Genomic DNA, 17,806 nt, shown 5'->3' with positions numbered 1-17,806 from the left:
AACAATGGACTTTAGACTTTAGACTTTAGACTATCTAGAGTCCTCTAACAAGGGGCAACCGTTTTATAAAAACAGCACCCGAAGAAAGAAGATGTTAATTTGTTCAGTGGTATTTAAGTATGAATTTTGTCAGAGGCCGGTTACAACGCTTAATTGCTAAGATGCCTAAGTTAATCGAGAAACTAACTGATGATAACTTGGAAGACACTTGGCAAGTTCTACAACAGGTTTATTATGACCTCTATATGCTCAAAGCCATCCAAGAGTCGAAGCAAAGCGTACAGCCAGGGGAAAGCCTAACCCGCGAAGAGGCTATACGTATGTTGCAATTCCCCTAAGTTTTTCCATCACTGGGGAAATGTGTTTGGCAGCATGAAGAGTGCAAAATAAATTGGGTGTGCCGATTAAAATAAGCTAAAGCTGGAAAGTGAAACTAGAAGTGCGCTACGCCCGGTCTTTTTTGCGTGACCTTAAAAATTTAGAGTACGCGGCTAGAGAACGCATCTATGAATTCGTTTTTGAAGAGTTCATGCGGATCAATCAAATTTATGACCTACCGGAATTACAGCGACTCGGTTCCGATACCATTTTCTACCGCTTCAGTATAGATGACTATCTGATTGCAATTGAGGTGACAGGGCATATTGTTAAATTCCTGCGGGTTCTGCCTAAACCTGATTTGTAAGCTGGGGATTGAGGATTGGGTATTGGAAGGACTCTTACCCAGTCCCCAGTCCCCAGTCCCCAGCCCCCAGTCCCTTCTCTTAGGGAGACGAAAAGAAATTTAGAATTTTACTTCTGGGTTGTTTCGGCACAAATACCGAATTTTAGACTGTAAGCACAGAAGTAATGCGATCGCTTACCTTACACTTGTGTTGACTGAAAACACGCTTGGTGAGATTCGCTTATGGATGCAGTGGCACTTTGGCAACGGTACCAGGATTGGCTCTACTATCACGAGGGGTTAGAATTTTACCTCGATATCAGCCGGATGCGGTTTGATGATGAGTTTGTCCAATCGATGCAGCCGGGGTTTGAGAAGGCGTTTAAGGAGATGGCAGAATTGGAGGGAGGCGCGATCGCTAACCCTGACGAAAACCGCATGGTCGGACACTACTGGCTGCGCGATCCCGACTTAGCCCCCACCCCGGAAATAAAACAACAGATTGTCAAAACTTTAGAAAAAATTGAAGCCTTTACCCAAAAAGTCCATAGCGGGGAAATTAAGCCCCCCAACGCCCCCAAATTTACCGACATTATCTCCATTGGCATTGGCGGTTCAGCACTTGGCCCTGAGTTTGTCGCCGAAGCCCTAGCGCCAGATTTCCCACCCCTGGCAATTCACTTCATCGACAACAGCGATCCCGCTGGTATCGACAGTATCCTCAACAAACTCAAAGACCGACTAGCCAGCACCCTAGTCTTAGTCATCTCCAAATCTGGGGGAACGCCAGAACCGCGCAACGGCATGATTGAGGTGCAAACAGCCTATGCTGCTCAGAATTTGAACTTTCCCCCCCAAGCCGTCGCCATCACAGGAGACGGCAGCAAATTAGACCAGCAGGCAAAGTCAGAAGGCTGGTTAGACACCTTCCCAATGGAAGACTGGGTGGGAGGAAGAACTTCGGAAATGTCAGCCGTGGGGTTGGTTCCAGCCGCTTTGCAAGGCATCGATATCCGCGCTATGCTTGCCGGTGCAAAAGAAATGGATGCCGCCACCCGCATTCCCAAACTGAAAGAAAACCCAGCGGCACTGCTTGCCCTCAGCTGGTACTTCGCTGGCAACGGCAAAGGCGAAAAAGACATGGTGGTGTTGCCTTACAAAGACAGCCTGCTGTTATTCAGCCGCTATCTGCAACAGCTGGTGATGGAATCTTTGGGCAAGGAAAGAGACAAGGACGGTAATATCGTTCACCAAGGCATCGCCGTCTATGGCAACAAAGGCTCAACTGACCAACACGCCTATGTCCAGCAGTTGCGAGATGGGGTTCCGAATTTCTTCTTAACCTTTATTGAAGTGTTACGCGATCGCTCTGGCAACTCCCCAGAAATAGAGCCTAGTGTCACATCAGGCGACTATCTATCCGGTTTCTTGCAGGGAACGCGACAAGCTCTTTACGAAAATCACCGAGATTCTATCACCGTGACGATTGGGCAAGTCAATCCCCGCATGGTGGGAGCGTTAATTGCATTGTATGAGCGGGCTGTTGGATTTTATGGAATCCTTGTCAATATCAATGCTTATCACCAACCAGGTGTAGAAGCTGGTAAAAAAGCTGCCGCCACCATTCTCGACTTGCAGAAACAAGTTTTGCAAGTCCTACAGGAAGAAGGCACTGCCCTCTCTCTTACCCAATTAGCACAGAAAGCTGGTGCTTCCGATCAAGTTGAGGCGATTTACAAAATCCTGCGGCATCTCCATGCCAACCACCGGGGTGTCGCCTTAGAAGGCAATTTTGCCAAACCAGCGACTTTGATGGTTTCCGCCACCTAATTTCTCGTTTTCTCGTTCCCAGACTCAGCCGGGAAAATAGCTCGTTTGACCTCTCCCCAACCTCTCCGGGAGCAAGGGGAGGGGCAACAGGCTCCCCTTCCGGCACTTTGTGCCGCTTCGCTAACGTAGGCAAAACTGGGTGATTAGGTTTTTCAGTAGTGTTTTTGTGGGGGAGGTTCCAGCCTGGAGTTTAGGCTAAAAACAAGCGATCGCTGGAGTAATTTAATGCCCTTGATCATCTGGGAATTGTGGTTGGCGTGGAAAATCTCCAGGTTGGAAACAAGATCAGTCTCGCTAACATAGAATCACATATCCTGTGGTTAAAAAAGGTACTCAAATTTTTAAGTCTCGGCTCTTAAGAGTCACCTAGCTTGACTCTAAACTCCAGTAGGTAGCTAGAGAAGGAATATTGCACCCTAAAAATTCCGGGGTAATGCTTTTGGCATTACCCCGAAATTTTTTGCGCCCTAAATCAATGCCCTAATGTCATCAGTATCAAACAACAAAAAGGTCATTATTAGTCATCGCTAAGCCAGTTGAGAGTTGAGCTACTTGGATTTGTGCAGCTCCACCTTTACCATCAACATCAAAGAACAAACCACCCGTACTCTGGTTGTAGATAAAGCGATCGCTGGTATCAGCTGCACTAGCACCCAGCCAAAACTGTTGGGTTGTAATTACAGCTCCAGTAACTAAATCGCTACCAAAACTATCACTGTAAACGTGGATCGTATCCTCAGCAACATTAAAATCAGCGATGGTATCCATCCCTTCGCTAGGGCTGGCAAAGACAAAGATATCTGCACCTTTACCGCCTTTAAGCAAATCATTGCCCGTACCGCCAAACAGCGTATCGTTATTGTAATTGCCTACAAGGGTGTCATTGCCAGCGCCACCAATGAGAGTATCATTCCCAACTTTTCCTCGCAGGAAGTTGTTAGCTGCATTCCCAATCATCAGGTTGCCAGAATAGTTACCGATCCCACTAATAGCACTGTCACCCTCAAGCGAGAGATTTTCAATGCCAGGGCTGAGAGTAGTGCTAACCGAAGTCACGAGGAAGTCGGTGAGCATAGCTGTACCCGTTGGAGTGGCGATAGTGGTATTGGTGGGATTGGATAGATTAACGCTGAAAGATTCCAGCGCTTCGCTTAGGGAGTCGTTGAGAATCGGGACGCTGATAGTAGCGGTAGTTTCTCCAGGCGCAAACATGAGTTGTCCAGAGGTGGCGGTGTAGTCTGAGCCAGCTGTAGCACTCCCGGTGACAGTGGCATAGTTGACTGTCACCGATTGGGTGCTAGCGGCTGATAGGCGAACTGTGAAAACGGCGTTGGGGGTGTTGCTGTCGCCTTCGATGACGTTGGTACCGATGATTCTGAGGGTAGGTGGGGGATTGACAGTAATACTGGCTGTCTCAGCAGCGAAGCTGAAAGGCGTTGCCCCGTCACTGATACTCGCGTTCACTCCCGTTGTGCCGCTAGCAAGTCCGTCTGTAGCATCCCAAGCCTGGAAAGTAATGCCGTTTGTAACCGTACCACTATACTTAGTACCGGGAACGAAGCGGATGCGATCGCTTGCGGTGTCTGTCAAAACTGTGGCATTCGTGGCGGACACCACAAAGTTATTCCAGGTATTCCCATCATCAATGGAGTATTGCCAGGTGCCATTGGTATTATTGACGGCGGTGACGGCAATTCCTTCAACAGCACCTGCGTCTGAGTCAGTAATAGGGTCGCCGTTAGCGCCACTGGCAATTAAGGCAGAAACCAGGGTGCCAGTATTGTTGGCATCACCTTGGTTGATGGTTGTTAGGGTAGGATTCCCCGTGTTGTCAAGTACGGGGGCGCTGTTGTTAGCGGCGACAAAGATATCCTTTTGACCGTTGGTATCACCACTCACTAGAGTGCTGGCATCAGAATGAAACGCTACATAGCGTCCATCGGCTGATAGGGAAGGGGAGTCTGAGTGAGTATTCCCCTGAGTACTGTCATTAGAGAGGGAGAGGCGACTGGTGGTACCCGTCTGTCGGTCGTGGATAAAAATATCCCTTTGACCGTTGGTATCGCCACTCACCAAGTTGCTGGCAAGAGAATAAAATGCTACGTAGCGCCCATCAGCGGAAATGGAAGGATCGAGAGAGTAGTTATTCCCCTGAGTACCGTTACTGGCAACCGAGAGACGGCTGGTAGCGTTGGTCTGTTGGTCGTAAACGAAAATATCGGATGCACCGTTGGTATCGCCACTCACCAAGTTGCTGGCACTAGAATAAAAGGCCACATAGCGTCCATCAGCTGAGATAGAGGGGCTGCGGGAGTAGTTATTCCCCTGGGTGCCGTCACTGGCAACTGAGATCCGACGGGTCGTGTTAGTCTCTCGGTCGTGGACAAAAACATCGGATGCACCGTTGGTATCGCCACTCACCAAGTTGGTAGCAAAAGAAGCAAACGCCACATAACGTCCATCGGCGGAGATGATGGGTTCGTAGCAGTAGTTATTCCCCTGAGTGCCGTCGCTGGCAATCGAGACGCGGCTGGTCGTGTTAGTCTCTCGGTCGTGGACGAAAATATCGGATTGACCGTTGGTATCGCCATTCACCAAGCTGCTGGCATTGGAATAAAACGCTACATAGCGCCCATCGCCGGAGAGAGAGGGGTCGTAAGAGTTACCTCCTTTATAAGTGCCGCCACTGGCAACGGAAACGCGGCTGGTAGTGTTAGTCTCTCGGTCGTAGACGAAAATATCGACACTTCCAGAGGTATCGCCACTCACTAAAGTGCTAGCCTGAGACTCAAACGCTACATAACGTCCGTCCGCGGAGATAAACGGGTCGTAGGAGTAGTCATTCCCCTGAGTGCCATTACTGGCAATGGAGACGCGGCTAGTAGTGTTAGTCTCTCGGTCGTAGACGAAAATATCGGAAGTGTTGTTAGTGTCGCCACTCACCAAGCTGCTGGCAGTAGACTGAAACGCCACGTACCGTCCGTCACCGGAAATAGAGGCGTAGTCTGAGGAGCCATTCCCTTGAGTGCCGTCACTAGCAACGGAGACGCGGTTGATGGGAAGAACAGCACCGTAAGCCTCCCTCACCAACTGCCCAAACGCCAAATCGGCTTTGATGTTTCCAGTGGTGAATTCTAGTTCCCAGTCACCGCCTTTTGCCTCACTACCAGTGCGGTTGGTAGAAGCAGCGAAAACTGCTCCTGTCAGCTGACTCAACTGTTGCACGAAGGCTTCCCCCACCTGGCCCGCTGCCACATCGCAACCATACAGGAGAATGTCGGCATCAGCTGTCAAGGCACCTGTCCACTGCTCCCAAAAGCTGGTGTAGGCTTCCAAGTTGTCAGAATTGAGCAGAGTTGACCCCAGTTGCAAATTGCCTTCGCTGCCGTGGGAGACAATATGAACGCTACTGATGTCGGTGCGGTTTGCCAACACCTGTGCAATTTGCACTACTCCATTCTGCAAAGGGTCAAGGATAATTACCTCAGTTTCTGGTTTGACACCAGCAACAAGACTTTGGTAATCCTCAACTGTAGAGTCAATGAAGACGATTTCTTTTCTTGGGGAAGCTGAGATGAGAGAAGTCACTTCTCTTGAGTTGCCACCACTCTTGGTGCCATTAAAAGTGGGATTTAGTTCTTGATTTTGAGAATAAGAGTTATTCCAGAGATTTCCCATGATTAATTTTCTGGTAGATATCTTGTTTAAACATCACAATAGGGATGCTTTTGCACTTGCAAAAGCATCAATTTTCAAGGCTATGAATTTAATAAGAACTCAATAACGCCGCCCGTTTAGAGCAATTGATAATATTTATTCCCTTGTCTAAAATTAACTGACTCTTTTCCTTGGGGTAAACCGAATCTTTACTGAAATTGCTAAATTATTTAGTAAAGTTTGGGTAAAGATTTCAAATCTTTATCCGAACTGATAAGTGCTTAATTATAAATACTTAGGGTTATTAGTAATTCAAGTTATTGGTAAAGCACTTTTGGCTTTGGCAATATCCGTAAACATACGGAATAACATGGAAAATATAGGTAGTTAGGGGATAAGGTAATAGCGTTGGTAGACAGAAGAGGAGGCGTATTAATTACCTGTCCCGCGGAATCATTGGGCGCTATCCTATCGCTAGGATTTTTGCAGCAATGCCCTTACTAGCGCTGCAAGGATGGCTGTTGAACAATTGTGCGAGATGGCTAGAGGACATCATGGAGGGGTTAAAACTCTGCCCCATCTATCAGTGTCGTTGGCAGTGGTAAAGTGAGAAGGGCGATCGCTTCAAACGTAGCAACTATTCAGATAAATTCCACCAATAGGAAAAAATGACGCGATCGCGATCGCGTCGAACATCTTCTAATTCCTCTGACAATCGGCTTCTCAGTCGGCGTTTGAGCCGCCAACCGTAATCTTCAGGAGTTTTATGATGGTGCTGTTGCAAAACCGATATCAGTACATTCCTTTGAGCGATCGCCATCTACTTGCAGTTACAATTCCCTACGGTGCTATCAACCCCAATTCAGAACTGTGTTTGCTAGTGAATGCAGTGCTGGGTCATGGTTTTCCCACGATCCAGATTATCGTGCCATGACACCATCTATTCCTATACGATCTGGCAGATGCAAAAGCATAGCTTAAAAAAACCGAGGCAGAATTTCGATTTTCTCGAACAATCGAAACTCTGCCTTCAGTAAAAATGGGAAATTAACAACTTCCCATTTTTAATCTTTGAGTAAACTTGGGCAAGTCAGAACAAACACGTCTCGCGTACCTTCACCAGAAACTAGCGGTTGGATAGGAGTAGTGTAGTGAAAAAACTCGTCATCATTGACTAATAGCAAGTCCCCTGGATTGAGGATTTTATGAAAAACTGGACTCTCCTTTTTGGACTTATACAGTTCGGTTTCCCCGCCTTGAATATTGTTCCTACCCACAGAAAATATCCCTACAAAATCAGTGCCATCTTTATGAATGCCTTCAGGCGCTGGGTTTCCATAATTATCCGGCGAACAGGTAGTTCTGATTTGATGAACTCCAATTTCAACAGCTTGTTCGTCGAGCTGGCAGTAATCAATAAAAGCCAACACCAGCTTTTTAAAATCCTCAAGTTTTGTAATGGCATCATCGAGTTCGGCAAACTCTCTCTTAATGTCCCCCAGTAATGGATTGTATTTTTTGCTTTGGAACAAGTAGCCATGAGGCAGCTTGATTAACTCATCCCCCAATACTTTGAAGCGAGATAACCTTCTAAAGCGATAATTACCTTTGATATAAGGGTCAACAGGAAGATTGGTAAAGAATGGCTTAAACTCCTCAATGTTTACTGACTTGACTTTGTGCAAAGTAAACATCATGGCATAAGCCAAATTTTTGACTTCAGATAGCGTTTGCATAGCTTTTTCTCCAATAAGCATTGATCCCTATATATTCAGCCTCTTTATGAGGACTCTATATCAAGCATAGATTCAGAAAAATAAAAAACTATTATATTTGATACAAAACTCATATAAATTTTTGATGAAGCTGGCTGCCATTTTGTGTAGCAGCTCTAAATGATTCCTGAAGGTGAGATCCCTGACTTTTTGGAGAAGTCGGGGATCTGATGAGCTGCCTGACAACTCAAATAGGATTGGTATATAAAACTTGCGGTTATCGCATCTTGACGCCTGGTAAAAAGCTTTAAGACCGCACCGCATGAACCAACGCCTGACACGCTTTTAAAAAGATGCCCACATCCACGCCTAGCCCGACATACTGAACCCCAGCATCAATCCACTGCTTCGCGGTTTCCGGATTATCGGCAAAGGTGCCAGCAGCTTTCCCAGCGTTGCGGATGCTGGTAACGCATTTCTGCATCAAGTCAATAACCCGCGGGTCGCGTACCTGTCCGGGAATTCCCAACGACTGCGACAGGTCATAAGGGCCGAGAAATATAACATCGATGTGGGGGACACTGACAATCTCTTCGATGTTTTCCACGCCGCGCCTGCCTTCGACGTGAACGACAATTAAAGACTCTTGGTTTAGCCGATCGGTAATTTGCGTGCCATCTGCCCCATACACACCAGCCCTGGTGTAGAATGATAGACCGCGAGAACCAAGAGGGCTATACTTGGCACCATGCACAACGTCTGCTGCGTCCGCTTGGGTTTCAATCTGAGGCACCTGGACACCTGCGCTGCCGATGTCTAGCGCTCGTTGGATTTGTGGCGCGTCATTCTTGCTGATGCGTATAATAGGTGCTAATCCCACGCAGTCTGCTGCACGGCATAGGTCTTCGGCAACTAGCGTGTTTAAGGCACCATGTTCCATATCAATGACAGCGAAATCAAATCCGGCGTGTCCGCAGATTTCAATAAATGCGGGATAGGCGCAATTGATAAATGGACCTAGTACGACTTCGCCCTGCTGGAGTTTTTGTTTGAGTCGGTGTTCACGCATCCTCAGCTTTTACCTCAATGGGTAGAAAAGTTGCCTAAAACTTATAATGTTTTAATCTTATAAATAAAATTGACTTATTCTAGGGGTTAAGTACGCTGTTTCCTGTTTGCCATGCCTTTGCTCATCCTGGTTGCCGATGACGATCCAGGGATTCGTCTTTCTATTAGCGATTATCTGGAGCTGTCTGGCTATTCGGTCATTACAGCCGAGGATGGTCAAGCCGCACTCGGCTTGGTTGAGAAGTATCATCCTCATTTGCTGGTGACAGACATTATGATGCCTCGGATGGACGGCTACGAACTGGTGCGGCAGCTTCGTCAGCGTCCAACCTTCCGCTTACTACCTGTGATTTTTTTGACAGAACGTGCCAGTACCTCAGAACGGATTCAGGGGTATAAGTTGGGGTGCGATCTTTATCTGCCCAAGCCGTTTGAACTGGAGGAGTTGGGAGCGGTGATTCGCAATTTGTTGGAGCGATCGCAAATGATCCAAGTCGAGTGGCGATCGTTCATCCAAGGTGGAGCTGCACCAACACAAGAAGTCGAAGCTTCTCGACTTTCTCCACCTGTTGCTTCCGTGATACTCAACCTCACTCAGAGAGAACAGGAAGTTCTAGATCAACTCACCAAAGGTCTATCTAATGGCGACATCGGCAACAAGCTGCACCTGAGTCCTCGGACGGTGGAAAAGCACGTCAGCAGTCTACTGAGAAAAACGGAAACTAACAACCGATCCGAACTGGTGCGTTTCGCTATGGAGCATCATTTGGTGGAATAGTCAATAGTTAATAGCTAATTGTTTAAATGCCATTAGCTGTAATGTGTTGCAGCAGACCCTCACAGGCATCTAAAAGTAAATCTATGACTTTATTAAATCCTTCCGGGCCACCATAGTAGGGGTCAGGAACTTCCTTGGCGGTATGGTGGGTGCAAAAGTCACACATTAGGCGCACTTTGTCCTGATACTTGAGAGCTGGATCAAGGGAGAGGATATCTTGGTAGTTTTCTCGATCCATTGCCAAAATTAAATCAAATTCCTCAAAGTTTGACTTTTGAAATTGCTGCGCTTGACCCTGAAGCGTAATTCCACGCGCCTTAGCGGCTATTGCCATGCGTCTGTCTGGAGGACTGCCAATGTGATAACCTCCAGTACCGGCAGAATCGCAGCTAATGCGATCGCTTAAATCCGCTTGCTCAATCAAATGGTTCATAATGTTTTCTGCCGCAGGCGAACGGCAAATATTACCAAGGCAGACGAATAATAACTTGTAGGGCATATGGTAAGATATCTACTTTTGTACTCTAATGCAGTAACGATTCCCTGAATACCGCACCAGCATTTAGGGAAAAGTCAGTTGGCACAGCAAATTCATCATAGGTTGTCATCTACCACGCTGTTAAGTTTAGCAACGAAATTGCAGCATAGCGCGATCGCTTGCCGAAGGCAAAAGGCAAAAAGCAAAAGGCAAAAAAGAATAAATATTTACCTTTGCTTTTTAACTTTTAACTTCCCTTGTTCGTTGCTTATTTGAGGTTTATTACTTGATGTTTAAAAAGTCCGGCTACAGCTACAAATCTTACCAAAAACGCCGCCAGCCGCCTCAGCTTCTCCTCTTACTCTTAGCCCTGCCCCTATTCTTGATTTTTCTAGAATTGTTGGCACGGGTTTTCGTGGGTGTCGCAGGCAAAAGCCCCGAATTGGCAGCCTATGAAGGCGAACCACCAGAAGTTACAGCTTACCGTCTTAAGTTCCTCGATCAAAACCAGCAACCCTTCGACGGTCTACCCAACTATGGGCATCTGATTGCTAATCGGCGTTTATCTGTAGGATATGAGCTGGCTCCTAACCAGAAGAGCAAATTTTGGCGCATTAACCAGCAGGGTTTTCGTGACAACGAAGCGGTTCCCCTAGCAAAACCCAAAGATGAAATTCGGGTTTTCGTTTTGGGCGGATCAACCGCCTTTGGTCACATGAATTTGAGTAACCAAGAAACCTTCGCTAACAAGCTTGAAGGTAGCCTCAATATACGAGTAGCCAAACAAAAAGCGGCTCCGGAGAACTTTCGCCCAGATTTTTTGCCTTACTACAAGCCAGAACGAATAAAAGCGCTCTCCTTACCGCTACGGATTCGCGAAGGCAAATATCGCGTCATCAATGCGGCAGTACCAGGCTATACTTCTGGCAATCAACTAGCTCAATTAGCGCTCCAGATTTTGCCTTATAAGCCGGACGCGATCATAGTTTTGGATGGGTATGGTGACTTAATGTTGCCCAGCACCGAAAACGAAACGGATATTCCTCATTTAGACAAATTTCTGAACAATGCGCCTGGGCATCTAGGGTTCGTTCTGAGCCAGGATATTAAGCGCTGGCTAAGTCAAACGTATCTAGTGAAAGCAACGCAGTATTGGGTGTTGAAACCGCAGCCATCGGTAGATCAGCTGAGTATGGCGGTGAGTGAGGAAAGTTTGCCTTTAGAAAAACGTTTGGCGGCTTCGCCAGCTGAGTTGAAGCGTCGGGTTGAGCGCTATAGCGATCGCATGAAGCAGATGGCTATTTTGACAGCACCGGCAAAGATTCCTTTGCTTGTAGTTACTCAACCCGAAATTACCGGGCGCTCAACAAGTAGTATGTCGGAAAAAGAGCGGCAGCTTTTGGGCGAACTAGGTTCAACCTACACTCAACGAGTCAAAGACGGTTATGTACAATTAGCCGCAGCCAATCAGCAGCTAGAGCGAATGTATGGGCAAAATGTGAAAACGCTGAACTTCTACCAACTTTACGAGAAGTCTCCCCGTCAGGCTTTCTCTGATGCCGTTCACCTGACGGATGAAGCTAATACAATCCTGGCAGATAGACTCTACAAAACTATGTTGGAGTTACCTCTGCTTCAGATTGCAACTCAGAAGCCGAGATAGGGGTTGGGGACTGGGAACTGGGGACTGGGGACTGGGGACTTAGGGACTAGGTAAGCCTTCTTCCTCTTTCCCAATCCCCAATCCCCAATCCCTAACTACATCGGTAGATCGAGTCCACTGGTGAGTTCTTCCATGCGCGATCGCATGGTTGCTGTGGACTTCTCGTAGGCATCTTTCATCGCCGCCGTCACTTGTCCAGAAAGGGCTTCTGCCCCCAAATTGTAGGCATCTGCTGAAATTTCTACCCGCAGAGGTTCTTGATTACCGCTCAAGTAAACCTTGACGGTGCTATTGTCGTTAGTTCCCTCAATCTCCATTTGCTCCAGTTCTTCCTGAAGCCTTTTAGCACCTTCTTGAACCTGCTGGGCTTTTTTGAAAGCTTCGGCTAGTTCTTTCATTTTGCCTAAACCGAAGCCGAATCCTTTTTGTGTCATGACTATTTAACGCTGTATTAGTTGGACTTGCAAGTCTATCTTGATCTTAGTATTGTTGAGGCCGTGCGACATCTCTACACAGGTTGAAAGTCACCTAGGATTTTCACTTCCGGCTCTAAAGACAGTGACCAGCGATGTTCCACTTGCTGCTGAATATAGCGGATGAGTTGGAAAATATCACTAGCTTTGGCACCGCCGCAATTAAGGATAAAGTTAGCATGGCGCTGGGAAACTTGAGCGCCGCCAATTTGGTATCCTTTGAGACCAGTTTGTTCAATCAACCAAGCTGCTTTGTGGGGGTTGGGATTGCGGAAAACGCTCCCACAGGAAGGCAAGTTGTAAGGTTGACTGGTGCGCCGTTGTTCTAGATGTTTGCTGGTTGCTGCCATAACGAAGGCAGGATCTGCTCCAGGCTGAAGCTGGAAGGTTGCTTGGGTGACTAAGCGATTGCCTCCTTGCAGTATTGAGGTACGATAAGCAAATTTGAGTTTTTCCGGGGTAAGAATTTCTATTTTCCCGTCTGGTGAGAAGACTTGGGTGTTGGCCAAAATATCAGCAGTACAGCTAGTGTGAGCGCCCGCATTCATCACTACTGCGCCGCCGACTGTACCGGGAATGCCAACTGCCCATTCTAGCCCTTGCCAACCGCGTTCGGCTGCTTGCCATGCGAGGCGGGCTATCGGTTCTCCTGCACCTGCACTCACTAGACCAGTTTCGAGGTCAAAGTGAGTCTGACGGAGATGGCGAGTACAAATAACTAAACCGGGAAGCCCGTTATCACTTACCAGTAAATTTGAACCAGCCCCCAACAAAGTAATTGGTAACTCCTCAAAATTAGCCCATTCAAAACTGGCTTGCAGTTCTTCGATGCGACGGGGAGCCACGTACCACTCGGCGGGGCCTCCTACTCTGTAAGAGGTGAGTCGGTCGAGTGGTGCTTGCGATCGCAATAAACACTCAGTTCCTGGTAAGTAAAGGGGTGAAGATTTCAGGGATTCTTTGCTGGGGTTAACAGAAGCGTCCAAAACGCTTGGTGGATCATAGGAAAGAGTCATATCAATTCGCTAATGAGAATGCCGAGACAGCTGACACCACGGAAGAAAGGCCATTATTTATCAGTCATTGGTCATTACAAAAGCTGTAACCAATGACTCATGACTATTAACTACTTCCTTCTTTTTGATAGAAAGCCATGACCTCTGGAATAATTTGATTCAGGTTTCCCGCTCCCAAAAACAGAGCCAAGTCGCCTGGTTGGAGGATTCGGGTAAGCAACCTACAGATTTCGGGGAGAGACGGTTGGTAGTGAACATTCGGATGATGGGTTGCAATTAATTCTGCGACCTGTTCACCGCTAATCTGCCCCAAATTTGGTTCTCCCGCGCTGTAGATATCACTGAGGACAACAATGTCGGCATCCTTAAACGACTGTGCAAATTCTGCCAAAAAAGTGACAGTCCGGCTGTAGCGATGTGGCTGGAAGATTGCCACAATCCTGCGCGGTGCTTTGACTTGCAAACGTGCTGCCCCTACTGTGGCGATGATTTCGCTGGGGTGGTGGGCATAGTCATCTACAAAGCAGATGCCATTGCTCTCGCCCCGCAGCTCAAATCGACGGCGTGCGCCCTCGAAGGATGCGATCGCTTCTGCAATTACCCCAAAATCTACACCCAATTTGCGCCCTACAGCTACTGCCGCCAGAGCATTGCTCAGATTGTGCGCCCCTAGCAACTTCACTGAAAGCTTCCCTAAAATTTTTCCTTGTTCCCAAACTCTGGCCTCTGTGCCGTCAGCTCCATAATTAATTTCATCGACGGTGTAATCAGCCCCAGAGTCCCGCCGCAGGCTATAACTAATTTCCGGTTGCAAGGAATCTTTAACTACCGCGCAATCGATGCAACCTATGACACTTTTACACCGAGAAGCGAATATCTCGAAGGTGTTAATCACTTCTTCGAGGCTATCGTAGTGGTCTGGATGATCCAGTTCAATGTTTGTCACTACCCCAATGGCAGCTGAAAGTCTAGATAAAGAACCATCAGATTCATCTGCTTCTGCAACCAGATAGGGCCCTTCTCCTAAACGCGCATTGCCTTCCCAGGCATTTACTTCTCCACCTACTACAATTGTCGGGTCTAACCCGGCTTTTAGCAGCAAATACCCAATCATGCTGCTAGTTGTGGTTTTGCCATGAGTACCAGCGACCGCAATACTCTGGTAATCCTGAATCAAAGCTGCCAGTAAATCCGAACGATGAAAAATCGGACAGCCTAAATCAAGTGCTGCCCGATATTCAGCATTTGCCGGATTGATTGCTGTGGAACAAATCACTTGCGGCAAGGTCATCGACATTACTTTCTCATTCGTAGATGACCATCGACCGCCAGAACGGACTTGTCCGTTCTTCTCTGGTTCCAAAGAAGATTCTTTTGCGTCGCTTATGCCTATAACTGCCGCTTTCTCCGCTTCAGTGTCTCTACTCGGTTGAAAAAATTCTAAGTTTGAGGCATCTTGACTACCAAAAATGTGAGCGCCAACTGCCTGCAAACGCTTGGTAATATGGCTCGAATGAATATCCGACCCAGATACAGGCAACTTACGTTTAGCTACAACGTAGGCGAGAGCTGACATTCCAATTCCACCAATGCCGATGAAATGAAATGGCCTCCCGGTAAAATCAACTGTATTCGGCATTTTAGCTCCTTACACACCACACCACATCCAGGCTGCACCGATAACACGCGCTATCATATCAAGAATTGATTTTTCTTGATACAACCTTGTCGAGATTTACAATACAATCCCAGAGCGCAATTCGATAATAAGAGTATTTTTGTTTCACGCAATACCCGCACTTCAAGAGCGTAGCACTAGGCACCCTAGTTAGATTAACTACACACTAGGTTATTCCTGACCCAGTAGCTTCTATCATGAGATGGTTTTTATCTTTACTCGTCAAAATTGCTTACACTCCGGAAACTTCTTGAAAAGACTAACACCATAGTTGGTTGCAGTTCATCCGAGTTTTCACTGTTGGACAAAGACTATGGGAGACAAGCTGGGTTGGCTGTTGTATTATGCAAAACTGGGGAATTTTGGGTGGCACCTTTGATCCCGTTCACTGGGGACACCTGTTGATGGCGGAAACTGCCTTAATTCAAGCGGATTTGGACAAGGTGATCTGGGTACCAAGTTTCTCTCCTCCCCACAAACAAGTGATGGAATTTGAGCATCGTTCCTCAATGGTGCAACTAGCGATCGCTGACCATCCCAGCTTTGCTCTGGCACCCGTAGAGGCAAATCTCCAGGCTATAGATTATGCCATCCACTCCCTGAATTACCTCCAGTCTCTCTACCCCCACACCCACTGGCACTGGATTATTGGCATGGATGCCTTCACAACTTTACCCCGTTGGTATCGCCGTCAGGAACTTATAACAATCTGTGACTGGTTGGTGGCACCGCGTCCATCAACTCATGTCCAGCTAGATGACACCCAGGTTGCTCAACAGCTGGCTCTCCAAGGTATGACGATTCGCTCTTCGTTGCTTGCCATGCCAAGTGTGGGCATTTCATCAAGTTTGATTCGGCAGTATTGCCGCCAAGGACGTTCGATTCGTTACTTAGTCCCGGAAGCTGTCCGAATTTACATTGATACCCACAAACTTTACTCAAATTGATCGGCTAATAATGTTCTTAAACTTACGCAACATTGAAACCGATTGATTTTGGATACACAATCCCCAATTCCTGAATATAAAATCCCAAATTGCTTCGCTGAGAGTTTATGCTGCCAGAATATTTTTGTTTTTTGTGCTATCTGTTATAAAAAATAGATACTAGTCATTAAGAAGAGAGAATAGAAGTAAATAAGCTAGAAAAAGCTCATTATGAGCAATTATCATATATAAAAGCTGAAATAAATTATTTTAATAGAAATTTAGGCTAAAAAACTGCTTAACCTGATGGTGTACAGGGTGATTTGAACACGGATGCCCCAGTTTCTAAGCAGACTCGAAGCTTCACAAAAGAGCGATCGCTATGCTGCCAAGTTGCTGACGGCTGTTGAACTTGGGCGATCGCTACTGGCTTTTCAGACCAGCAAAACTCACCTGCTTGAGTAGAAACAAATACCTGCCGATCCCCCAACATACTGAATTGTGCGAAGTCTTACCTGACCAAACATCGAATTGTTCAGCAGTTAGCGCTATGTATGAGCGCCCTTTGCGATATGATTGGGGTCATCAACAGGAAATTACTGTAGGTCAAAAGACAGAGGGCAAGTAGCAGTGATTAGAGTAGCGATCAACGGTTTTGGACGCATCGGACGTAATTTCATGCGATGCTGGCTGGGTCGGGAAAATAGCAATATGGAAGTCGTTGCCATCAACGACACTTCCGACCCAAAAACTAACTCCCACTTGCTGAAATATGACACCATGTTGGGAACGTTTAAGGCTGACATCAGTCACGATGACAACTCCATCATCGTCAACGGCAAGACGGTAAAATGCACATCGGATCGCAATCCCGAAAACTTGCCCTGGAAAGATTGGGAAATTGACCTGATTATCGAATCAACAGGCGTTTTTACCAGCAAGGAAGGGGCATCCAAGCATTTAACCGCTGGAGCAAAAAAAGTTTTGATTACCGCTCCCGGTAAAAACGATGACGGCACCTTCGTGGTGGGTGTCAACGATCAAAACTACGATCACGATAAGCACGTTGTCATCAGCAACGCCAGTTGTACCACTAACTGTCTGGCTCCCTTTGCCAAGGTGCTTAATGACAACTTTGGCATTATCAAAGGGCTGATGACCACAACCCACAGCTATACTGGCGACCAGCGTTTACTAGACGCTTCTCACCGGGACGTGCGCCGGGCAAGAGCAGCAGCAATGAACATTGTCCCCACCACAACAGGTGCGGCTAAAGCAGTAGCTCTGGTGCTGCCAGAACTCAAAGGCAAGCTGAATGGCCTAGCTCTGCGGGTTCCGACACCTAATGTTTCTGTAGTGGATTTGGTGGTCAACGTTGAGAAGAAAACGTTTGCCGAAGAAGTTAACCAAGTTCTCAAGGACGCAGCTGAAGGTCAATTGAAAGGCATTCTGGAGTATAGCGACCTGGAGCTTGTCTCTTCTGATTATCGCGGTCACGATGCCTCTTCCATTGTGGATGCCAGTCTGACGATGGTTATGGACGGTGACATGGTTAAGGTTGTCGCATGGTACGACAACGAGTGGGGTTACTCTCAGCGGGTTGTAGACTTGGCTGAACTGATGGCTAAAAAGTGGAAAAGCTAAGAGTAATTAGTTAGTCGGTAGGTGCTTTTGCATTGCAACTCGAATCCGTCGCTAAAAGTGATGAATTTTTTGCTGCAATGCGAAAGCCCAGACAGTCAGTTTTAGAGGATGTTTGAAAAGTGGTGAGGGGTTAAATATTATGCCAACCGCCTGACCATGATACGGATCATTGCCAGATAAATAAAAGTCTCCGATGTTTCTGGCAATAACTCATAA

At 47.0% G+C, this 17,806-nt stretch carries 17 protein-coding genes; 9 read left to right on the top strand and 8 right to left on the bottom strand.

Translation table 11 applies throughout. The features are described 5' to 3' along the window. The first annotated feature begins 119 nt into the window (after positions 1-119). The 3 genes from H6F66_RS24460 to H6F66_RS24450 all read left to right on the top strand — a co-directional run bounded on the left by H6F66_RS24460 (position 120) and on the right by H6F66_RS24450 (position 2,494). Positions 120-338, top strand: a complete 219-nt coding sequence (locus H6F66_RS24460) for a hypothetical protein (protein ID WP_190426899.1) — start codon at positions 120-122, stop codon at positions 336-338. 89 nt (positions 339-427) lie between these two features. Beyond that, positions 428-685 carry a cytotoxic translational repressor of toxin-antitoxin stability system gene (locus H6F66_RS24455; RefSeq protein ID WP_190426896.1) on the top strand — a complete coding sequence of 86 codons (258 nt, stop codon included), beginning with the start codon at positions 428-430 and terminating at the stop codon, positions 683-685. Between the two features lie 222 nt (positions 686-907). Further along, on the top strand, positions 908-2,494 hold the full coding sequence (locus H6F66_RS24450; protein WP_190426894.1) for a glucose-6-phosphate isomerase: 1,587 nt from the start codon (positions 908-910) through the stop codon (positions 2,492-2,494). Between the two features lie 495 nt (positions 2,495-2,989). On the opposite strand, the gene H6F66_RS24445 is transcribed toward H6F66_RS24450, so the two are convergent. Together H6F66_RS24445 and H6F66_RS24440 are read right to left on the bottom strand one after the other, a co-directional pair. Next, on the bottom strand, positions 2,990-6,172 hold the full coding sequence (locus H6F66_RS24445; RefSeq protein ID WP_190426892.1) for a DUF4347 domain-containing protein: 3,183 nt from the start codon (positions 6,170-6,172) through the stop codon (positions 2,990-2,992). Positions 6,173-6,788: 616 nt separating this feature from the next. Next, the gene (locus tag H6F66_RS24440) at positions 6,789-6,935 is read right to left on the bottom strand and encodes a hypothetical protein (RefSeq protein WP_190426890.1); all 147 of its coding nucleotides are present in this window, start codon (positions 6,933-6,935) and stop codon (positions 6,789-6,791) included. Here H6F66_RS24440 and H6F66_RS24435 point away from each other — a divergent pair. Then, positions 6,918-7,085 (top strand): hypothetical protein, encoded by a 168-nt coding sequence (locus H6F66_RS24435; protein WP_190426887.1) that lies wholly within the window; start codon positions 6,918-6,920, stop codon positions 7,083-7,085. The two genes, H6F66_RS24440 and H6F66_RS24435, sit on opposite strands and share 18 nt — an antisense overlap. A 130-nt stretch (positions 7,086-7,215) precedes the next feature. Here H6F66_RS24435 and H6F66_RS24430 read toward each other — a convergent pair whose 3' ends face one another. Beyond that, the gene (locus H6F66_RS24430) at positions 7,216-7,887 is read right to left on the bottom strand and encodes a 2OG-Fe dioxygenase family protein (RefSeq protein ID WP_190426885.1); all 672 of its coding nucleotides are present in this window, start codon (positions 7,885-7,887) and stop codon (positions 7,216-7,218) included. 286 nt (positions 7,888-8,173) lie between these two features. Next, a complete protein-coding gene (locus H6F66_RS24425) occupies positions 8,174-8,935 on the bottom strand; it encodes an aldolase/citrate lyase family protein (RefSeq protein WP_190426870.1) in 762 nt (253 codons plus the stop codon). A 111-nt stretch (positions 8,936-9,046) separates the two neighbouring features. Between H6F66_RS24425 and H6F66_RS24420 the strand changes: the two genes are divergently transcribed. Then, complete coding sequence (locus tag H6F66_RS24420) at positions 9,047-9,712, top strand: response regulator transcription factor (RefSeq protein WP_190426868.1); 666 nt, start codon at positions 9,047-9,049, stop codon at positions 9,710-9,712. 22 nt (positions 9,713-9,734) lie between these two features. Here H6F66_RS24420 and H6F66_RS24415 read toward each other — a convergent pair whose 3' ends face one another. After that, on the bottom strand, positions 9,735-10,211 hold the full coding sequence (locus H6F66_RS24415) for a low molecular weight protein-tyrosine-phosphatase (RefSeq protein ID WP_190426865.1): 477 nt from the start codon (positions 10,209-10,211) through the stop codon (positions 9,735-9,737). 268 nt (positions 10,212-10,479) lie between these two features. On the opposite strand from H6F66_RS24415, the gene H6F66_RS24410 reads away from it, so the two are divergent. Further along, complete coding sequence (locus H6F66_RS24410) at positions 10,480-11,853, top strand: SGNH/GDSL hydrolase family protein (RefSeq protein ID WP_190426862.1); 1,374 nt, start codon at positions 10,480-10,482, stop codon at positions 11,851-11,853. Positions 11,854-11,948: 95 nt separating this feature from the next. Here H6F66_RS24410 and H6F66_RS24405 read toward each other — a convergent pair whose 3' ends face one another. The 3 genes from H6F66_RS24405 to murC all read right to left on the bottom strand — a co-directional run bounded on the left by H6F66_RS24405 (position 11,949) and on the right by murC (position 14,981). After that, positions 11,949-12,287, bottom strand: a complete 339-nt coding sequence (locus tag H6F66_RS24405; protein ID WP_190426859.1) for a YbaB/EbfC family nucleoid-associated protein — start codon at positions 12,285-12,287, stop codon at positions 11,949-11,951. Positions 12,288-12,361: 74 nt separating this feature from the next. Continuing rightward, positions 12,362-13,342 (bottom strand): UDP-N-acetylmuramate dehydrogenase, encoded by a 981-nt coding sequence (gene murB / locus H6F66_RS24400; protein ID WP_190426857.1) that lies wholly within the window; start codon positions 13,340-13,342, stop codon positions 12,362-12,364. Positions 13,343-13,448: 106 nt separating this feature from the next. Then, positions 13,449-14,981 carry a UDP-N-acetylmuramate--L-alanine ligase gene (gene murC, locus H6F66_RS24395; protein ID WP_190426855.1) on the bottom strand — a complete coding sequence of 511 codons (1,533 nt, stop codon included), beginning with the start codon at positions 14,979-14,981 and terminating at the stop codon, positions 13,449-13,451. A 383-nt stretch (positions 14,982-15,364) separates the two neighbouring features. Here murC and nadD point away from each other — a divergent pair, with 383 nt between their 5' ends. The 3 genes from nadD to H6F66_RS24385 all read left to right on the top strand — a co-directional run bounded on the left by nadD (position 15,365) and on the right by H6F66_RS24385 (position 17,590). After that, positions 15,365-15,967 carry a nicotinate (nicotinamide) nucleotide adenylyltransferase gene (nadD, locus tag H6F66_RS24390; protein ID WP_190426852.1) on the top strand — a complete coding sequence of 201 codons (603 nt, stop codon included), beginning with the start codon at positions 15,365-15,367 and terminating at the stop codon, positions 15,965-15,967. Between the two features lie 312 nt (positions 15,968-16,279). Further along, entirely contained in the window at positions 16,280-16,411 is a 132-nt protein-coding gene (locus tag H6F66_RS29105; protein WP_277873862.1) for a hypothetical protein, read from the top strand. Positions 16,412-16,576: 165 nt separating this feature from the next. Then, on the top strand, positions 16,577-17,590 hold the full coding sequence (locus tag H6F66_RS24385; protein WP_190426849.1) for a type I glyceraldehyde-3-phosphate dehydrogenase: 1,014 nt from the start codon (positions 16,577-16,579) through the stop codon (positions 17,588-17,590). Positions 17,591-17,806: the final 216 nt, after the last annotated feature.

Origin of the sequence: Trichocoleus sp. FACHB-6, from assembly GCF_014695815.1 — a bacterium.
Classification (GTDB): Bacteria; Cyanobacteriota; Cyanobacteriia; order Cyanobacteriales; family FACHB-T130; genus Funiculus; species Funiculus sociatus.
Note: the sequence above shows the minus strand (reverse complement) of the source record. Positions and strands in the feature narration are given on the sequence as shown.